11 protein-coding genes and 1 pseudogene are annotated in these 15,607 nt (G+C 62.3%); 4 read left to right on the top strand and 8 right to left on the bottom strand.

Going from position 1 to position 15,607, the window contains the following annotated elements; translation table 11 throughout:
* Positions 1–38: 38 nt before the first annotated feature.
* Together ACB042_RS06950 and ACB042_RS06945 are read left to right on the top strand one after the other, a co-directional pair.
* Positions 39–281 carry a hypothetical protein gene (locus ACB042_RS06950; protein WP_371178119.1) on the top strand — a complete coding sequence of 81 codons (243 nt, stop codon included), beginning with the start codon at positions 39–41 and terminating at the stop codon, positions 279–281.
* A 167-nt stretch (positions 282–448) separates the two neighbouring features.
* Positions 449–1,213, top strand: a complete 765-nt coding sequence (locus ACB042_RS06945; RefSeq protein WP_216958682.1) for a class III extradiol ring-cleavage dioxygenase — start codon at positions 449–451, stop codon at positions 1,211–1,213.
* Between the two features lie 92 nt (positions 1,214–1,305).
* Here ACB042_RS06945 and ACB042_RS06940 read toward each other — a convergent pair whose 3' ends face one another.
* The 3 genes from ACB042_RS06940 to ACB042_RS06930 form a co-directional block, all read right to left on the bottom strand.
* On the bottom strand, positions 1,306–5,064 hold the full coding sequence (locus tag ACB042_RS06940) for an AAA family ATPase (protein ID WP_216958680.1): 3,759 nt from the start codon (positions 5,062–5,064) through the stop codon (positions 1,306–1,308).
* Positions 5,061–6,287: an exonuclease SbcCD subunit D C-terminal domain-containing protein gene (locus ACB042_RS06935; protein WP_371178118.1), complete on the bottom strand. Its 1,227-nt coding sequence runs from the start codon at positions 6,285–6,287 to the stop codon at positions 5,061–5,063. Before ACB042_RS06935 ends, ACB042_RS06940 begins: the two co-directional genes overlap by 4 nt.
* Positions 6,288–6,390: 103 nt before the next feature.
* Complete coding sequence (locus ACB042_RS06930) at positions 6,391–6,819, bottom strand: GNAT family N-acetyltransferase (RefSeq protein ID WP_005338252.1); 429 nt, start codon at positions 6,817–6,819, stop codon at positions 6,391–6,393.
* Between the two features lie 177 nt (positions 6,820–6,996).
* Between ACB042_RS06930 and rdgC the strand changes: the two genes are divergently transcribed.
* Together rdgC and ggt are read left to right on the top strand one after the other, a co-directional pair.
* Complete coding sequence (gene rdgC / locus ACB042_RS06925) at positions 6,997–7,908, top strand: recombination-associated protein RdgC (protein WP_005347467.1); 912 nt, start codon at positions 6,997–6,999, stop codon at positions 7,906–7,908.
* Positions 7,909–8,099: 191 nt separating this feature from the next.
* Complete coding sequence (gene ggt, locus ACB042_RS06920) at positions 8,100–9,881, top strand: gamma-glutamyltransferase (RefSeq protein WP_371178117.1); 1,782 nt, start codon at positions 8,100–8,102, stop codon at positions 9,879–9,881.
* Positions 9,882–9,935: 54 nt separating this feature from the next.
* Here ggt and ACB042_RS06915 read toward each other — a convergent pair whose 3' ends face one another.
* The 5 genes and pseudogenes from ACB042_RS06915 to ACB042_RS06895 all read right to left on the bottom strand — a co-directional run bounded on the left by ACB042_RS06915 (position 9,936) and on the right by ACB042_RS06895 (position 15,536).
* Positions 9,936–10,406 (bottom strand): FKBP-type peptidyl-prolyl cis-trans isomerase, encoded by a 471-nt coding sequence (locus ACB042_RS06915; RefSeq protein WP_005347462.1) that lies wholly within the window; start codon positions 10,404–10,406, stop codon positions 9,936–9,938.
* A gap of 174 nt (positions 10,407–10,580) precedes the next feature.
* Positions 10,581–11,729 (bottom strand): sodium:phosphate symporter, encoded by a 1,149-nt coding sequence (locus tag ACB042_RS06910; RefSeq protein WP_005359054.1) that lies wholly within the window; start codon positions 11,727–11,729, stop codon positions 10,581–10,583.
* A gap of 307 nt (positions 11,730–12,036) precedes the next feature.
* The gene (locus ACB042_RS06905) at positions 12,037–13,383 is read right to left on the bottom strand and encodes an APC family permease (protein ID WP_021230506.1); all 1,347 of its coding nucleotides are present in this window, start codon (positions 13,381–13,383) and stop codon (positions 12,037–12,039) included.
* Positions 13,383–13,649, bottom strand: a complete 267-nt coding sequence (locus tag ACB042_RS06900) for a hypothetical protein (RefSeq protein WP_021230505.1) — start codon at positions 13,647–13,649, stop codon at positions 13,383–13,385. The genes ACB042_RS06905 and ACB042_RS06900 overlap by 1 nt, the downstream gene beginning before the upstream one ends.
* A 538-nt stretch (positions 13,650–14,187) precedes the next feature.
* A pseudogene (locus ACB042_RS06895) lies at positions 14,188–15,536 on the bottom strand (APC family permease).
* Positions 15,537–15,607: the final 71 nt, after the last annotated feature.

Raw genomic sequence — 15,607 nt, 5'->3', positions numbered from 1 at the left:
AATGTTAGTCCATTGGCGCACGGGTGAAGGAGGTCGGGATGAAAAACAGCCATGAAACCGGATGGGCTCTGCTCTTGCTGGGCGCCGCCCTGCTGCTGGTTCAGACACTGCCAGCCCGCTACTGGCCCGATAATGCCGGTCTGCTGGCGATCTTCTCCCATCCGGTGAAAGGGGAGGCGGCCGCCGAGGGATTGGCGTGGCGAGAGTGGCAGGATCACAGTGCAGCGACCCGGATGGCGCTTCGTGCAGCCCGATCGCTGCCGGATGCACCGCAGCCTTGATATCTATTGCTGCTTACCGGTCGTGAAAGCGTGAAATTATCAGCCGTTGGTTGATAGTTCTTATCTATCTTGCTGGATTGTTCACCTTTAATGGCAGGGGGATAATCGATTCCAACAGCGATATCCCCTCCGGTATCGCCCCCTGATACTTTGTTGGAGTCTGCTTTATGTCCCTCGCCCCCGTCTGGTTTATCTCTCACGGCGCACCGGATCTGGTGCTGCGTGAGCAATCCGCCACCCGCTTTCTGCGAACCCTGCGTCTGGGTGAGCTCAAGGGGCTGGTGGTCATCTCCGCCCACTGGTTCAGCCGCGAGTTGCAGATCAACGTCGAGCCCAAACCGGCCTTGATGTACGACTTTTACGGCTTCCCCGAGCCACTCTACCGGATGCGCTGGCCTGCCAGCAGCCCCGAGTGGCTGCAACAAGGGGTGAGCGACCAGCTGGCGCTGGCCGGACTGACCGCCACCCCGGTGCGGCGCGAGCTGGATCACGGGGTCTGGTCGCCCCTCTCCCTGATAGACCCTGAGAGCGAGATCCCGCTGGTGCAGATCTCCATCCCCGCAAGCTTCACCCCGGCCCAATTGTGGCAACTGGGGGAGGTGCTGGGGGCGCTGCGCAGTCAGGGGATTGGCATCCTCGCCTCCGGCGCCATCACCCACAACCTGCGGGCGCTGGCACAGGAAGGCTCGCCAGTACCGGAGTGGGCTAGCCAGTTTGTCGGTTGGCTGGAGCAGAAGATGGCCGACGAGGATCGTCTGGCGCTGCTCGACTATCGCCAGCAGGCCCCCGGAGCGGTGGAGTCTCATCCCCACGATGACCACCTGCGCCCGCTCTTTGTGGCGCTGGGGGCGGCCGATGGTGTGGCGCCCACCCGGCTGCACGAGAGCTGGGATGGCGGCAGCCTCTATATGGGCGCCTACCGCTTCGGCTGATAACCTCTCAACAAGACCCCGCCAATTGGCGGGGTCTTGTTGTTTACGGCGTGGGGGGGAGCCGATGGTATTGGTGATGGAACTGATGCTACTCAGGGGACCACCACCCGGCTCTCGCCGCCGCCGAGGGCTTCGACCCTGATCTGCACGCCGATCCGCTCCACCAGCGTCTGGACGTGGGAGATGACCCCGATCTGGCGACCGGCGGCCTGCAGGGAGTCTAGGCTGGCGAGCGCCAGATCCAGACTGTCCGGATCCAGGGTGCCAAACCCTTCGTCGATAAAGAGCGACTCGACCAGGGTCTGCCGTGACGAGAGGCTGGAGAGGGCCAGCGCCAGCGCCAGCGACACCAGAAAACTCTCGCCGCCGGAGAGAGAGTCCACCGAGCGCACCTCATCCCCCATGTCGAGATCCACCACCTGCAGTGCCAGATCGGTGCCGGGTACTCGCTCCAGCCGGTAGCGCGGTGATAGTTCGGCGAGCTGGGCGTTGGCCTCCAGCAGCAGACGTTCGAGGGTAAGGCTCTGGGCGAAGGTGCGGAACTTGGCGCCGTTGGCTTGCCCGATCAGATCGCACAGCTGCTGCCAGTGGTCGGCCACTGCCTGCTGGGCGGCCAGCTCCTGTTGCAGGCTACCGGCCTTGAGAGCGGCGGCTTCGGCCTGTGCCAGCTTGCTCTTGCACTCGAACAGCTGCTCTTCAAGGGCGCGACAACGGGCATCGAGTGCCGCCAGTTGATCGCTCAGCTTTGCATCCGGCAGGGCAGCCAGCTCGGGGTGATGCTCGCGATAGCGATCCCGCTTGCTCTCCTCCAGTGCCAGTGCCCGTTGCCGCTCGGCAAGGCGGGTGCGCGCCTCGCCAACCGCATCCTCCAGCCCTTGCAGGGCAGTGCGGCGAGCCTTGAGTTCATCGGGGCTGATGGCGAGCAGACGGCGCAGGTCGTATTCGGCGATGCCGAGGGTACTGGCGTGGGCAGCCCAGCGCCCCAGCACCTCCCGCTTGCGGCGGCTGCTGGTCTGCTTTTCCTGCTCCACATGGGTGAGACGGGTCTTGAGTTCGGTCTGCCGCTCCCGCAGAACGCGGGCGCTGCTTTGCATCAGCTCCAGTTCGCTGGCGAGCTGTTGCAGCCGCTGTTGCCAGCGGCTCTCGACCAGCGGGATCTCCTCGCCATTCAGACAGGCGGCGCGGCTGGTGAGCAGCCCCTGCCGCTGCTGCTCGTGCTCCTTGTAGTCCCGCTCGAGTTTGTGCAGCAGCTCGCGCTGGGTCTGCAGGCGCGCCTCCTGCGCACTCAGGGCGGGGGTGAGGCTGGCGATCTCGCTGGCCAGCCGCTCCCACTCGCTCTGGCCGTGCAGCCAGGCTTCGCAGGCTCGCTGCCACTCGTGCCACTGCTGGCTGCCGAGCCATTGGCGCCACGGTTGGCCGCCCATCTGTTCGTCGAGGCGGTGGGCGCCCTGTTCGAGGCGCTGGCGCAGGGTCGCTTCCTGCTCGCCCATCCCCTTCACTTCCCCTTCCAGCGCGATGCGCTGGCGATCGGCCTCTTGCCACTGCTGGTCAAACTGCTGGTGCTGGGCAGCCAGTTGGCTCAGTTGCTGACGCACCCCTTGCAGCTGTTGTTGACCAAGCTGGGCCTGACGCAGCTGCTGCTGGCTCTGGGCCAGCCCCTGCTCCAGCGCCTGGCCACGGCCAAGCAATGTGCTCATCAGCTCGTTCCACTCAATGGGGCTCTGGCGCAGCGGCAGCGGATGACCCAGCAGGGTATCGCCCCCCAGCTGTTGCCAGCGCTGGGTCAGCTGCTCGGCGCGGGCTTCCAGCTCCGGCAGATGTTGCTGACGCACCGCCAGCTGGCGGGCCAGCTCCTGACGCTCGCTCTCGCACTGGATGTATTGATGATTGAGCCGATCCCATTCGAGTTCGAGGCTTCTGACCCGCTCCGCCAGCTGACCCAGGATCCCCGCCACCTGGGGCTGGCTCTGGCTGTAGGGGTGCTCCCCTGAACCGCACAGCGGGCAAGGTTCGCCATCGCTCAGGATATGGCGATACTGCTCGAAGCTGGCGATGGCGCGGGACTGCTCCAACGCGTGGCGCGCCTCATCCCGCTGCAGGGCGAGCCGCTCGCGGGCGGGGGCCAGCTCTTCGCCAAGGGTGGCGAGCTTGCCCAGCGCTTGCTCCAGCTGGGCAATCTCCTGCTGCAAGCGGCCATGTTGTTCGCCGTGGTTGCGGCCATAATCGGCCAGCTCCAGCAGCTGGCGCAGCTGGCCCAGCTGTTCGGTTTGCTGCTGCCACTGCTCCTGCGCCTTGGCGAGGCGGCTCTCCCACTGCTGCTCCTGCAGCTCGTTCTGTTGCTGTTGCAGCCGAGCTTGTTCATGTTGCCAGTAGTCGCGCTCTTGCTGGCCTTGCTCCAGCTGGCGCTGCAACTGTTGCAGGGCGCGCAGCTTGTGATCCCGCAGGGTGAGCAGTTGCTGCAGCTTGTCGGCATCCTCGGCCCAATCCTGCATGGCGGTGAGCAGGGGCTGCCACTGGCGAGCAACCGGTGCCAGCTCCTTGTGCTCTTCGAGCCAGAGTCCCCACTGCTGATGCTGCTGCTTGAGCAGTTCTACCTGTCGGCTCTGCTCGCGCCAGCCCTGCTCCAGCGTGAGTTGCACTTCTCGCTCCTGCGCCCCCTCCTGCTGGATCTTCTGCAACTGCTGCACTTTCTCCCGGATGCGGGTATCGAGCTCTTGTGCCCGCTTGAGTTCGGGTTGCAGGGCGCCCCATTCCCGCTCGGCGGCGATCTTCTCCGCCAGCAGCTGCTGCTCGGTCAGCGCGCTCTGTTGGGTCTGCTCCTCGAGTTTGGCAAGCTCCGGCCCAAGCTCTGCGATCACCTTCTCCTGCTGCTGCACTTCCAGAGTGAGGCGGGCCAGCTCGTCGTGATCGGCGCGGGCTACTTGGGCCTGTTCGGCACGGGCAAACTCCTCGCGCTCGGGGGCCGCGGCGCCGTGGGCCTGCAGGGCGGCATCGAGCGCCGCCTGTCCCTCGGCGCAGCCCTGCAGCTGGGCGGCAATGCGGCTGTTGAGGTCGCGCAAGTCCTGCATCAGCAGCTGCTGTTGCTGCTCGTGCTTGAGGGTGGTGGAGAGGCTCACCTGCTGGCTTACCCACTGTTCGCGGGTCGCTTCATCCATCAGCGCCACGTCGCCGAGGCGCTGGGCGATAGTGGCCAGCTTCTGCTGCTCTTCCCGCGCCCGTTCATAGGTCTGGATGGAGATGGCAGAGTAGAGTTCGGTACCGGTCATCCGTTCGAGCAGGGCGGAGCGCTCGTTGGCATCCGATTTGAGGAAGGCGGCAAATTCCCCCTGCGGCAGGATCACCGCGCGGCGGAACTGCTCCCAGGAGAGACCCACCAACTCGTCGATGCGATCTTGCAGCTCCCGCTTGCTGCCGGAGAAAACTTGCCCGGACTCCACATCGGTCAGGGTGCGCTCTTGCGCCTGAAAACGCCCCTCCGAGCGGTTTCGCGCCCGGCGCACCGCCCAGCGGGCCAGCCAGATGCGGCCATCGCAGCCACGAAACTGCACCTCGGCAAAGCCGCTGGCGTGGCCGCGGCTGAGGATATTTTTAACGTCATTCGCTGTTAATTTTTCTTTTTCGTCTTCATCGGCACGACCAATTTTTTCGACATTCTGACGCATTCCCATCAGACGCGGCATCCTGTCGTAGAGGGCCAGACAAATGGCGTCGAGCAATGTGCTCTTGCCCGCGCCAGTGTTGCCGGTGATGGCAAACAGACCCGCAGCGCCGAGCGCCCCCCTGGTAAAGTCGATGGTGAAGGGGCCAGTCAGACTGGCCAGATTCTCACCTGACAGAGACAAGATTTTCATTGGTTTGACTCCTTCACCTGCTCCAGGATCTCTTCAAACGAGGCAACCAGCCCAGCCTCGGGTTCCCCCTCGAACTGGCGCTGATAGCAGAGGCGAAACACCTCGGTGGGGGAGAGTTCATCGAGCCTGCGCCGCTCGCGGCCATCGGCCAGCCCTTCACCGGAGCCTTGATATTGGGTGCTGATGCGGGCCAGACGCACCGGTTTGTCTGCGATGGCGGCGAGAATCCGCTCGCGGATGCGCGCCTCGGGCTTGGGCAGCAGCAGCCGCACTTCGAGGAAGGGTTGTGCCTCTTGTGGACAAGCAGGCAGGTCGAGCAATGCGATGGCGTTCAGCGCGTCGTCGAGGGTGCTCTGGGGCAGGCGGATCATCTCCACCGCGCGGGGCACCGGGATCCGCTCCAATCCGGTCAGTTTGCCTTCTGCAAAGGTCACTTCCAGCACCTGATGGTTGTAGTTGGCTTCGGCAAGCGAGAGCGGTAGTGGCGAACCGCTGTAGTGCACCCCCTCGGCCGGGCTCTGGGCCAGATGGAGGTGGCCGAGCGCCGTGTAGTCTGCACCGGCAAAGAGTTCGGCGGGCAGGGCATGCTGGTTGCCGCCAAGTACCCGCCGCTCCGACAGCTCCGAGAGCTGGCCCGCCGCCAGATAGGCGTGGCCCATGGCGATGAGCGGCAGCGCCTCCCCGCAGCGAGCGCGCCCTTCGGCCAGCACCTCGGCGTAGACCTGTCGAACCCCTTCGATCAGCCTGTCTTGTCCTTCTTCCAACGACTCTACCCGCAGATCGCTGCTGCGCAGGAACGGCACTGCGGCGCACCAGGCGGCGATCTTGCCCTCCCGGTCTTGCAGCGGTACCAGCAGACGGTCGGTCTCGAGCTTGCCCTCACTGTCGCGGCTGATGCTGCCCACCAGATGCAGATCAAAGGCGCGCAGCAGCTCGTGGGGGGCATCGAGCTTGGAGGGGGAGTCGTGGTTGCCGCCGATCAGCACCATGTTGAGGTGGGGCATCTCGGCGCGCAGCCGCGCCAGAAAACGGTAGAGTTGTTGCCAGGCGCTGGCGGGGGGATTGGCGGTATCAAACAGATCACCCGCTACCAGCAGAGCGTCAATCTCGCGCGCCTTGAGGGTGTCGCTCAGCCAGTCGAGAAAGGCATCGTGTTCAAAACGGCGGTCATGACCATGAAGTTGGTGGCCAAGGTGCCAGTCGGCGGTATGGAGGATTTTCATTGGAAAGCAGCCCGGTTGCAGGGACGGTGCCTGTGGCACCCGATGGTGACAAGATGAGGATGCCCCGTGCTTTTTTCAAGTAAAACAGGGGGCTGGCATCGATTCAGGCAGGTTCGCAGCACATCCGGTATTGGGGGTGGCCGGTAAGGGGATCGGACTCCTCGGCCTCGATGACGAAGCCGTGTCGGCGATAGAAACGCACCGCCTGATCATTCTCGACAAAGACCCGGGCGTGGAGCGACGCCCCCTGACGCTTGGCCTCCTGCAGCAGGGCGTGGCCGACGCCGCGGCCCTGACGGTCGGGGCGTACGAACAGGGCGGCGAGATAGTTGTCCACCAGTGCCATGAAACCGAGCAGATCGCCGCGCTCCTCGAACACCCAGATGGCGGCGCGATCGAGATAGCGGGTACGCAGATCCTCCTGGGCCTGCCACCAGCAGGAGGCATCGACGAAATCGTGGGCCTGCAGGGAGGCCAGCAACCAGATTTCGACGATCTCTTCCATGTCTTCCGGGCGACTGGGCCGCAACATACCTTCATCCTTATTAACAATTTACTTTCGCAGTCTAGGAGAACTTGATGAACAAACAGGTGACATAAATGAGACCCTGTGAGGTCGATCGCCCTTTATTTAGCGAGAATGATTGGCTGATCACAAAGCGCCTCTCTAGTACAATGCCCGCCGGACAATCTAGAGACCGAGGACGCCATGTGGTTTAAAAACCTGCAGATTTATCGCTTTACCCGCCCCTTTGACCTGACCGTGGATCAGCTGGAAACCCAGCTGGAAGCCTGTGCCTTCACCCCTTGCGGCAGTCAGGACATCTCCCGTTTCGGGTGGGTCAAGCCCCTTGGCAAATTCGGCTCAACCCTGACCCACTCTGCCTCCGGCCACATCCTCATCTGCGCCCGCAAAGAGGAGAAGATGCTGCCCGGTACCGTGGTCAAGGAGATGCTGGCCGAGAAGGTAGAGGCGATCGAGTTCGAACAGGGACGCGCCCTCAAGAAGAAAGAGAAGGAGGCCTTGAAAGAGGAGATCCTCCACACCCTGCTGCCCCGTGCCTTCAGTCGTACCAGCCAGACCTTCGCCTGGATCAATCCGGCCGACAATTTGATGGTGGTGGACGCAGGTTCTGCCAAGAAGGCGGACGATCTGCTGGCGCTGCTGCGCAAATCCATCGGCTCCCTGCCGGTGGTGCCGGTGGCTCTCAAGAACCCGCCCGAGATCACCATGACCGAGTGGTTGAACGAGGGCAATCTGCCTGCCTCCTTCACTCTGGAAGATGAAGCTGAGCTGCGCAGTGCCATGGAGCACGGCGGCATCATCCGCTGCAAGCAGCAGGATCTGATGACGGATGAAATCAAGAACCACCTGGCCAACGACAAGCTGGTGACCAAGCTGGCCCTCAACTGGGGCGAGACAGTCAGCTTCGTGCTGGGGGATGATCTCTCCATCAAGCGTCTGAAATTCAGCGAAGAGCTGCGCGAGCAGAACGACGACGTCACCAGCGAAGATCCGGCCGCCCGTCTGGATGCCGACTTCGCGCTGGTCACCGCCGAGCTGTCCCAGTTTATCCCGGCGCTGTTTGCCGCCCTGGGTGGCGAAGAGCAGTCCATCTAACCGGACATGCACCTGTTTGGCCTCTGCCATCCCATCGTAAAAGCCGCCTTCGGGCGGTTTTTTTATGTCTGTTACGGATAGCCATTATTGATAGATGAGTAAGATATTGATCTTGTTCAATAACTTGAGCTATCAGCGCCAATCGTGACATAGTCCTTCTTTATGGTCATAAAACAGACAAGGAGAGTGTCATGTTGCGCAAACCTCTGGGGCTGGCTGTCGCCCTTGCCCTGCTGGCCGGTTGTGCCAGTGACAACGGCTTTCACTACACCCCGCCAGCCCAGACCCTGATTGCGCCGGAGGCGGCCAGTGGCTGGACCGACAAGCAGGGCTGGCAGGGCCATGACTTCATGGTGGCGGCCGCCAACCCGCTGGCGGTGGATGCGGGCTACCAAATCATCAAGGCCGGTGGCAGTGCCGTCGATGCCGCCATTGCGGTGCAGCTGGTATTGACGCTGGTGGAGCCGCAATCCTCCGGGATCGGTGGCGGGACGCTGCTGCTGGTGTGGGATGGCCGCAAGGTGAGTGCGGTGGATGGCCGCGAGACGGCGCCGGCTGCCGCCACCGACCAGCTGTTTATGCAAGATGGCAAGCCGCTGGCGTTTTATGACGGTGTGGTCGGGGGCCGCTCGGTCGGCGTTCCCGGCACCCTGCGCGCTCTGGCACTGGCCCATCAACGTTATGGCAAGCTACCCTGGGCTGCGCTGTTCGAGCCCGCCATCACGCTGGCAGAACAAGGATTTGTGATAAGTCCACGGCTGGCCACATTGCTGGCCAAGGATCCCTATCTGGCACGGGATCCGCAGGCGCGAGCCTACTTCTATCAGGCGGATGGCAGCCCCAAAATGGCAGGCACCCGGCTGACCAACCCGGCGCTGGCCAAGGTGCTGCGCACTCTGGCCACAGAGGGGGCGGATGCTTTCTATCAGGGGCCGCTGGCGGATGCTATGGTGGCCAAGGTACGCCAGCATCCCACCAATCCCGGAGTACTGGCGGCCACCGATCTGGCCAGCTATCAGGCCAAAGTGCGGAATGGCCTCTGCTTTGACTATCGCCAGAGCAAGATCTGCGGCTTTCCCACTCCCTCGTCCGGAACCCTGGCGCTCGGCCAGATCTTCGGCATGCTGGAGAGCCGCGATATGGCGGCCCTCAAGCCGATCACCACGAAGGAGGGGGGACTGGCAGCCTCCAGCGAGGCTATCCACCTCTACAGCGAAGCGGCGCGTCTCGCCTTCGCCGATCGCAACCAGTACGTCGCCGACAGCGATTTTGTCAGCGTGCCAGTGAAGGGGCTGCTGGACAAGGGCTATCTGGCCGAGCGGGGCAAGCTTGTTGGTCAGCACTCCATGGGGATTGCCAAGCCCGGCACGCCGCCACTGGCGCTGGCGCGGGGCAAGGATGTGACTCCGGAACTCCCCTCTACCAGCCATATCTCGATCGTCGACAAGGCGGGGATGGCCATCTCCATGACCAGCTCCATCGAGGATGGTTTCGGATCGCGTCAGATGGTCAACGGCTACCTGCTCAACAACCAACTCACCGATTTCTCCTTCACTTCAGTGGATGCCGCCGGTCTGCCAGTGGCAAACCGGGTGGAGCCGGGCAAGCGGCCCCGCTCCTCCATGTCACCCCTGCTGGTGTTTGACAAGCCAAGTGGCGAGCTGACCATGACGCTGGGCTCGCCGGGGGGCTCCGCCATCATCAACTACGTGGGCAAGACCCTGCTCGGCACTCAGGATTGGGGCCTGAACCTGCAACAGGCCATCAACCTGCCCAACTTTGGCAGCCGCAACGGCCCCACCGAGCTGGAAGCGGGACGCACCCCCCTGTCGGTGGTCGAGGGGCTGAAGGCGAGGGGACACGAGGTGGTATTGAACGAGCAGACCTCCGGCCTGCAGGGGGTTGAGCGCAACACTGGCGGCTGGTTTGGCGCTGCGGATCCGCGCCGGGAAGGGATCGCCAAGGGGGAGTGACGCTCCCATAGCAACAAGGCCAGCATAATGCTGGCCTTGTTGCTGATGGTGCGCTTACTGGATGCCCAGCAGCTCCACGTCGAAGATCAGGACTGATCCCGGCGGGATTTTGCCAGCGGCACGGTCGCCGTAGGCGAGGTTGGCAGGGATGTAGAAACGGGTCTTCTCACCTTCCACCATCAGCTGCACCCCTTCGGTCCAGCCAGCGATCACCTGATTGAGGCCAAACTCGATGGGCTCGCCACGGGCGACCGAGCTGTCAAAGACGGTGCCGTCCAGCAGCTTGCCCTCGTAGTGCACCTTCACCTTGCTGGTGGCGGTGGGGTGAACGGTGCCGGTGCCCGGGGTCAGCACTTCGTACTGCAGGCCGGAGGCGGTGGTGGTCACCAGCGGCTTCTCCTTGTTGCTGGCGAGGAACTCGGCGCCAATCCGCACGTTGTCAGCCGCCAGCTTCTTGTTGTTACTGCTGGAGTAGAAGTAGTAGGCCACACCGGCGATGAGCAGCGCGATCAGTATGAATTTCATCGGTTTTTCCTGTTCCATGAAATGTAAAAAGTGCAATGAGGGCGCCATCTTATCGCGCACCGCTCCTGATGGCGAGCCACAGGGCGGGAGGATGTGAGCGGGCAGGCAAAGCTCGGAGACGCAGACGCAAAAAGGGGCGAGTCGGTGACTCGCCCCTTGTCATGGCGGCGGCGCTTACTTGGCGGCCACCATCATCAGGGCGGGCAGGGCGAAGAAGAGACCCGTCACATAACCCAGAGCCAGCAGCTTGTTCTCGCTGCCTACCCGGGCCAGCCCCTCGGCGGCGCGCACCGGCAGGTCGCGCAGGAAGGGGATGCCATAGATGATGACTACGGCAAAGAGGTTGAACAGCACGTGGACCAGCGCGATGGTCAGGGCCAGCTGGGCACCGGCTCCGCTGATGGCGGTGGCAGCCAGCAGGGCGGTGATGGTGGTACCGATATTGGCCCCCAGGGTGAAGGGGTAGAGCTGACGGGTGCTGAACACGCCGCCGCCGGCCAGCGGGATCATCAGGCTGGTGGTGGTGGAGGAGGATTGCACCATAATGGTCACCAGCGCACCGGAGGTGATGCCGGTCAGCGGGCCACGGCCCAGCGCCTTGTGCAGCACCTCTTTGGCACGGCCAACCAGTACCTGTTGCAGCACTTTGCCCAGATAAGTGACGCAGGCGAGGATCAGCAGGATACCGATGACGATGGTCGCGATGGCGGCACCCTTGCCCGGCAGGAAGGCAACAGCGCTGTCAATCAGCTGCTGGGCCGGTGCGGTCAGCGGCTTCATGAAATCCATGCCCTTCATCGACATGTTGGCGGAGCCTACCAGCAGGTTGGCCAGCCACTCGGCGCTGTGTTGCAGCAGGCCGAACATCAGCTCCAGCGGCAGGAAGATGAACACCGCCAGCAGGTTGAAGAAGTCGTGCACGGTGGCGGCTGCGAAGGCGCGGCGGAACTCGGCGCGATCCCGCACATGGCCCATGGAGACGATGGTGTTGGTGATGGTGGTGCCGAGGTTGGCACCCATGACCATGGGGATAGCCATGCTGATGGGCAGGCCGCCAGCCACCAGACCGACGATCACCGAGGTGACGGTGCTGGAGGATTGCACCAGCGCGGTAGCGAGAATACCCAGCAGCAGGGCGACAAAGGGGTTGTTGGCAAAGGCGAAGATCTGGGCTGCGCCCTCGGCGCCGCCGGAGAAATCTTTGAAGCCGTGGGAGATGGCGCCCACGGCAACCAGGATCAGGTAGACCAGTACGATGACACTCATCCAGTTGAACAGGGCGCGGGTCGCGGGCGGCTGTGACAAGGAGTGATGGTGTTGCATAAAGCCTCTTGAGACGGTCGTTCCGTCTTGGGTTGTTGATGACCCGCGCATTTAATCAATGGTTAATGACAGAAATATGACAAGGTGACACTTTTATGATGGTTTTATGACTTGCTTTGGTGGTTTGCTCGTCAATAGATGATGGGGATGGCGAGAAATATGGCTGGTGGCGCCATCCACCCTGTCTGTTTCTTGCCGACCAAGCAAGTGCGGGAGAGTGGCAATAGTCGAACCCCATATTCAGCCCGTCAAATAGCAAGAAGGGGAGCCATGGCTCCCCTTCTGTCTATCCGTTATCCGCAAAGGATCAGGCGTCAGCTGCTTCCTCGTATTGACGGAACGGGATGCGGAACACCGCCAGACGCAGGAACAGATAGGTTGCGCCGAGGCCAGCCCAGATCAGGCCCAGCTCCAGCGAGCTCTGCTCCAGGTTGATCCACAGAGCACCGATGGTGGCGGCGCCGAGCAACGGCATTAACAGGTAGATGACGTGATCCTTGAGGGTCTTGTTGCGCTTCTCGCGCACCCAGAACTGACCGATCACCGACAGGTTGACGAAGCTGAACGCCACCAGTGCGCCGAAGTTGACCAGCGCCAGCGCGGTATCCAGATCAAACGACACGGCGGAGAGGGCCAGACCGCCCACCATCAGCACGTTGATGGCCGGAGTGCGGTATTTCGGGTGGATGTAGCCAAACACCCGCTCCGGGATCATGCGGTCACGCCCCATCACGTAGAGGATGCGCGACACACCGGCGTGAGCCGCCATGCCGGAGGCCAGTACCGCCACCGTGGTGCAGACCAGCACCACGGACTGGAAGAAGGTGCCGCCAACGTAGAGGGCGATCTCCGGCAGTACCGCATCCGGATGCTGGAAGCGGGCGAGGCTCGGGAAGTAGAGCTGCAGGCAGTAAGAGACCACCACGAAGATGATGCCGCCGATAAGGGCAGTCAGCACGATCGCCTTGGGGATCACCTTGCCGGCATTCGGAGTCTCTTCGGAGAGGGAACTCAGACCGTCAAAGCCCAGGAACGAGAAGCAGAGGATGGTCGCACCGGTAAAGAGCGGTACCAGCTGTGCTGACTCGAAGTGGAACGGACGGCTGCTCATCAGGGTGCCAGCCCCTTCGCCGTGGTAGATGCCCCACGCCATCAGGCCGATAAAGAGGGTGATGATGGCCAGCTGGATCACCACGATGAGGCCATTGAAGTTCGCCACCAGATTGATGCCGCGCAGGTTGAGGAAGGTCATCACGGTCACCAGACCGAAGATGAACACCCAGGGCTCGACGCCCGGGAACATGGCGGTCAGGTAGATCTTGGCCAGCAGAATGTTGATCATCGGCATGAACATGTAGTCGAGCAGGGATGACCAGCCGACCATGAAACCGACGTAGGGGTTGAACACCTTCTGGGCATAGGTATAGGCAGAGCCCGCAGAGGGGAACTTGCGTACCAGATGTCCGTAGCTGAAAGCGGTGAGCAGGATGCCACCCAGAGCCAGCAGATAGGCGGTGGCGACCCGGCCATCGGTGATGTCACCGACGATGGCGAAGGTGTCGAAGACAGCCATGGGGGTCAGATAGGCCAGACCCATCACAATCACTTGTGTCAGGGTAAGGGTCTTGAGCAGCTTGGCGTTTTGCGATGCCATTACGCTTTCTCCTCAATCAGTGCCGCAGCACGTGCTTGCAACGAGCGCAGGGATACGATGGATTCGCAAGCCTGTACATCAAGGGCGCCGGGGAGGCGCATACCGGGCTGTACCGGCAGGAAAGCATTAAAACGCCCCATTGTTATCCTCTCAACGTCGGGAGATTGTTTGGCAATCTCGAATATCACTTCCGGAAACGTTCCGGCCTCTTGTGGTGGGTTTGTACTGCACTTCAAAAATACAAAAACCGATGTCGCAGTGAACATCGGTCCTTTATTGGCGGCGTATTGTGCATTCGGTCAGCCCCCTTGACAAGCAAAAAAGGGCGGATTAACGCATTTTTTTGCATACGCACGGGGCAGGTAAGTGGTCACTCGCCCCCTGCAGCCGTCCCCGAGCCGCTCCCCCTTTTTCGGGGGGGGAGAGAACCCTGTCGTGGCGTATGAAAAATCGGCAAATCGGGGCTGCAGGGTGCATAGCGCCTCAACATTGATCCTGATCATATTTGCCGGCGTTCCCCCGGGCTCGAGTCCAGCGAGCTTATCGGCTGGCGGGGGATGGGAGGGGGTGAAGTGGAAAAAGAGAGGTTGCATATCCATTCACATTAATGACTGAGGATAGAAGGCAACGCGGCTTGAGCCATGGCCCGGCGAGCAGCCCGGCTGGGTAGTTATTTGAAATCAGTCACACTTCCTGCAGAAACCGCATTTCTGGCAACCCGTGCAGCTGGCAACCAGAGCATCGCAAAAACAACAAGGAGCCCGCGGGCTCCTTGTTCTCTATCGGGGGGAGGGGCGCCAGCGGTTACTGGGCGATCTCCACCTTGTCGGCAGTATGCAGCGGGATGCGGAACACGGTGAGGCGCAGGAACAGGTAGATGGCCCCTAGCGCCGCCCAGATCAGCCCCAGCTCGAAGGAAGAGGGCTCGAGGTTGAGCCACAGCACCCCGATGCAGGCGGCGCCACAGAGCGGCAGCAGCAGATACATCAGGTGATCCTTGAGACTCTTGTTGCGGCCCAGCTTCACATAGAAGTGGGCAATCACCGCCAGATTGACGAAGGTGAAGGCCACCAGGGCGCCAAAGTTGATCAGCGCCAGCGCCATCTCCAGATCCAGCGACACCGCAGAGAGGGCCAGCAGGCCGACCAGCAGCACGTTGAACGCCGGGGTTTGCCACTTCGGATGGATGTAGCCGAAGAAGCGGGCGGGCAGAGCGCGATCACGACCCATCACGTAGAGCAGGCGCGATACACCGGCGTGGGAGGCGAGTCCCGAGGCCAGCACCGCCACCGTAGTGCAGACCAACACCACGCCTGGAACAGCTTGCCGCCGACATAGAGGGCGATCTCCGGCAATACCGCATCCGGATGCTGGAAGCGGGAGATGTCCGGGAAGTAGAGCTGCAGGAAGTAGGAGGTAGTGACGAACAGCACACCGCCGATCAGCGCCGTCAGCACGATGGCGCGGGGGATTACCCGATCCGCGTCCGGGGTCTCTTCCGACAGGGTACTGATGGCGTCAAAACCGAGGAACGACAGACAGAGGATGGAGGCCCCCATCAACAGCGGCGATACCTGGATCTGCTCGGAGAAGAAGGGACGGCTGCTGGCCACGGTCCCCAGCCCTTCACCGTTGTGAACGCCCCAGGCGATCAGGCCGATGAAGATGGCGATGATGCTGAACTGCATTACCACGATCAGGCTGTTGAAGTTGGCCACCAGCTTGATGCCGCGCAGGTTGAGGGCGGTCATCACCGCCGCCAGACCGAAGATATAGGTCCAGGGCTCCACGTTCGGGAAGAGGGCTTCCAGATAGATCTTGGCCAGCAGCATGTTGATCATCGGCATGAACATGTAGTCGAGCAGGGAGGTCCAGCCCACCATAAAGCCGACATAGGGGTGAAACACCTTTTGGGCATAGGTATAGGCAGAGCCGGCTGACGGGAACTTGCGCACCAGATGGCCGTAGCTCAGGGCAGTGAACAGCATACCGATGAGGGCAAACAGGTAGGCGGTCGGCACATGGCCTTCGGTGATCTCGGTAACGATGCCGAAGGTGTCGAACACAGCCATGGGGGTGAGGTACGCCAGTCCCATAACCACGACCTGCCACAGTTTGAGGGTCTTTTTCAGACCAACCTGCTGGGCCGCCATTATGCATGTTCCTCATGCAGTGCCAGAGTGGCACGGTCCATCAACGAAACCGGGAGAGAGGCCCGGGAATC

Origin of the sequence: Aeromonas sp. S13(2024) (genome assembly GCF_041402405.1) — a bacterium.
Lineage (GTDB): Bacteria > Pseudomonadota > Gammaproteobacteria > Enterobacterales > Aeromonadaceae > Aeromonas > Aeromonas veronii.
This window is presented reverse-complemented; position numbering and strand designations above follow the sequence as displayed.

What these genes read in the sequence shown, in the direction of transcription:
- ACB042_RS06950 (WP_371178119.1), top strand. Translation starts at nt 39, where the DNA reads ATGAAAAACAGCCATGAAACCGGATGGGCTCTGCTCTTGCTGGGCGCC.
- ACB042_RS06945 (WP_216958682.1), top strand. Translation starts at nt 449, where the DNA reads ATGTCCCTCGCCCCCGTCTGGTTTATCTCTCACGGCGCACCGGATCTG.
- ACB042_RS06940 (WP_216958680.1), bottom strand. Translation starts at nt 5,064, where the DNA reads ATGAAAATCTTGTCTCTGTCAGGTGAGAATCTGGCCAGTCTGACTGGC.
- ACB042_RS06935 (WP_371178118.1), bottom strand. Translation starts at nt 6,287, where the DNA reads ATGAAAATCCTCCATACCGCCGACTGGCACCTTGGCCACCAACTTCAT.
- ACB042_RS06930 (WP_005338252.1), bottom strand. Translation starts at nt 6,819, where the DNA reads ATGTTGCGGCCCAGTCGCCCGGAAGACATGGAAGAGATCGTCGAAATC.
- rdgC (WP_005347467.1), top strand. Translation starts at nt 6,997, where the DNA reads ATGTGGTTTAAAAACCTGCAGATTTATCGCTTTACCCGCCCCTTTGAC.
- ggt (WP_371178117.1), top strand. Translation starts at nt 8,100, where the DNA reads ATGTTGCGCAAACCTCTGGGGCTGGCTGTCGCCCTTGCCCTGCTGGCC.
- ACB042_RS06915 (WP_005347462.1), bottom strand. Translation starts at nt 10,406, where the DNA reads ATGAAATTCATACTGATCGCGCTGCTCATCGCCGGTGTGGCCTACTAC.
- ACB042_RS06910 (WP_005359054.1), bottom strand. Translation starts at nt 11,729, where the DNA reads ATGCAACACCATCACTCCTTGTCACAGCCGCCCGCGACCCGCGCCCTG.
- ACB042_RS06905 (WP_021230506.1), bottom strand. Translation starts at nt 13,383, where the DNA reads ATGGCATCGCAAAACGCCAAGCTGCTCAAGACCCTTACCCTGACACAA.
- ACB042_RS06900 (WP_021230505.1), bottom strand. Translation starts at nt 13,649, where the DNA reads ATGTTCACTGCGACATCGGTTTTTGTATTTTTGAAGTGCAGTACAAAC.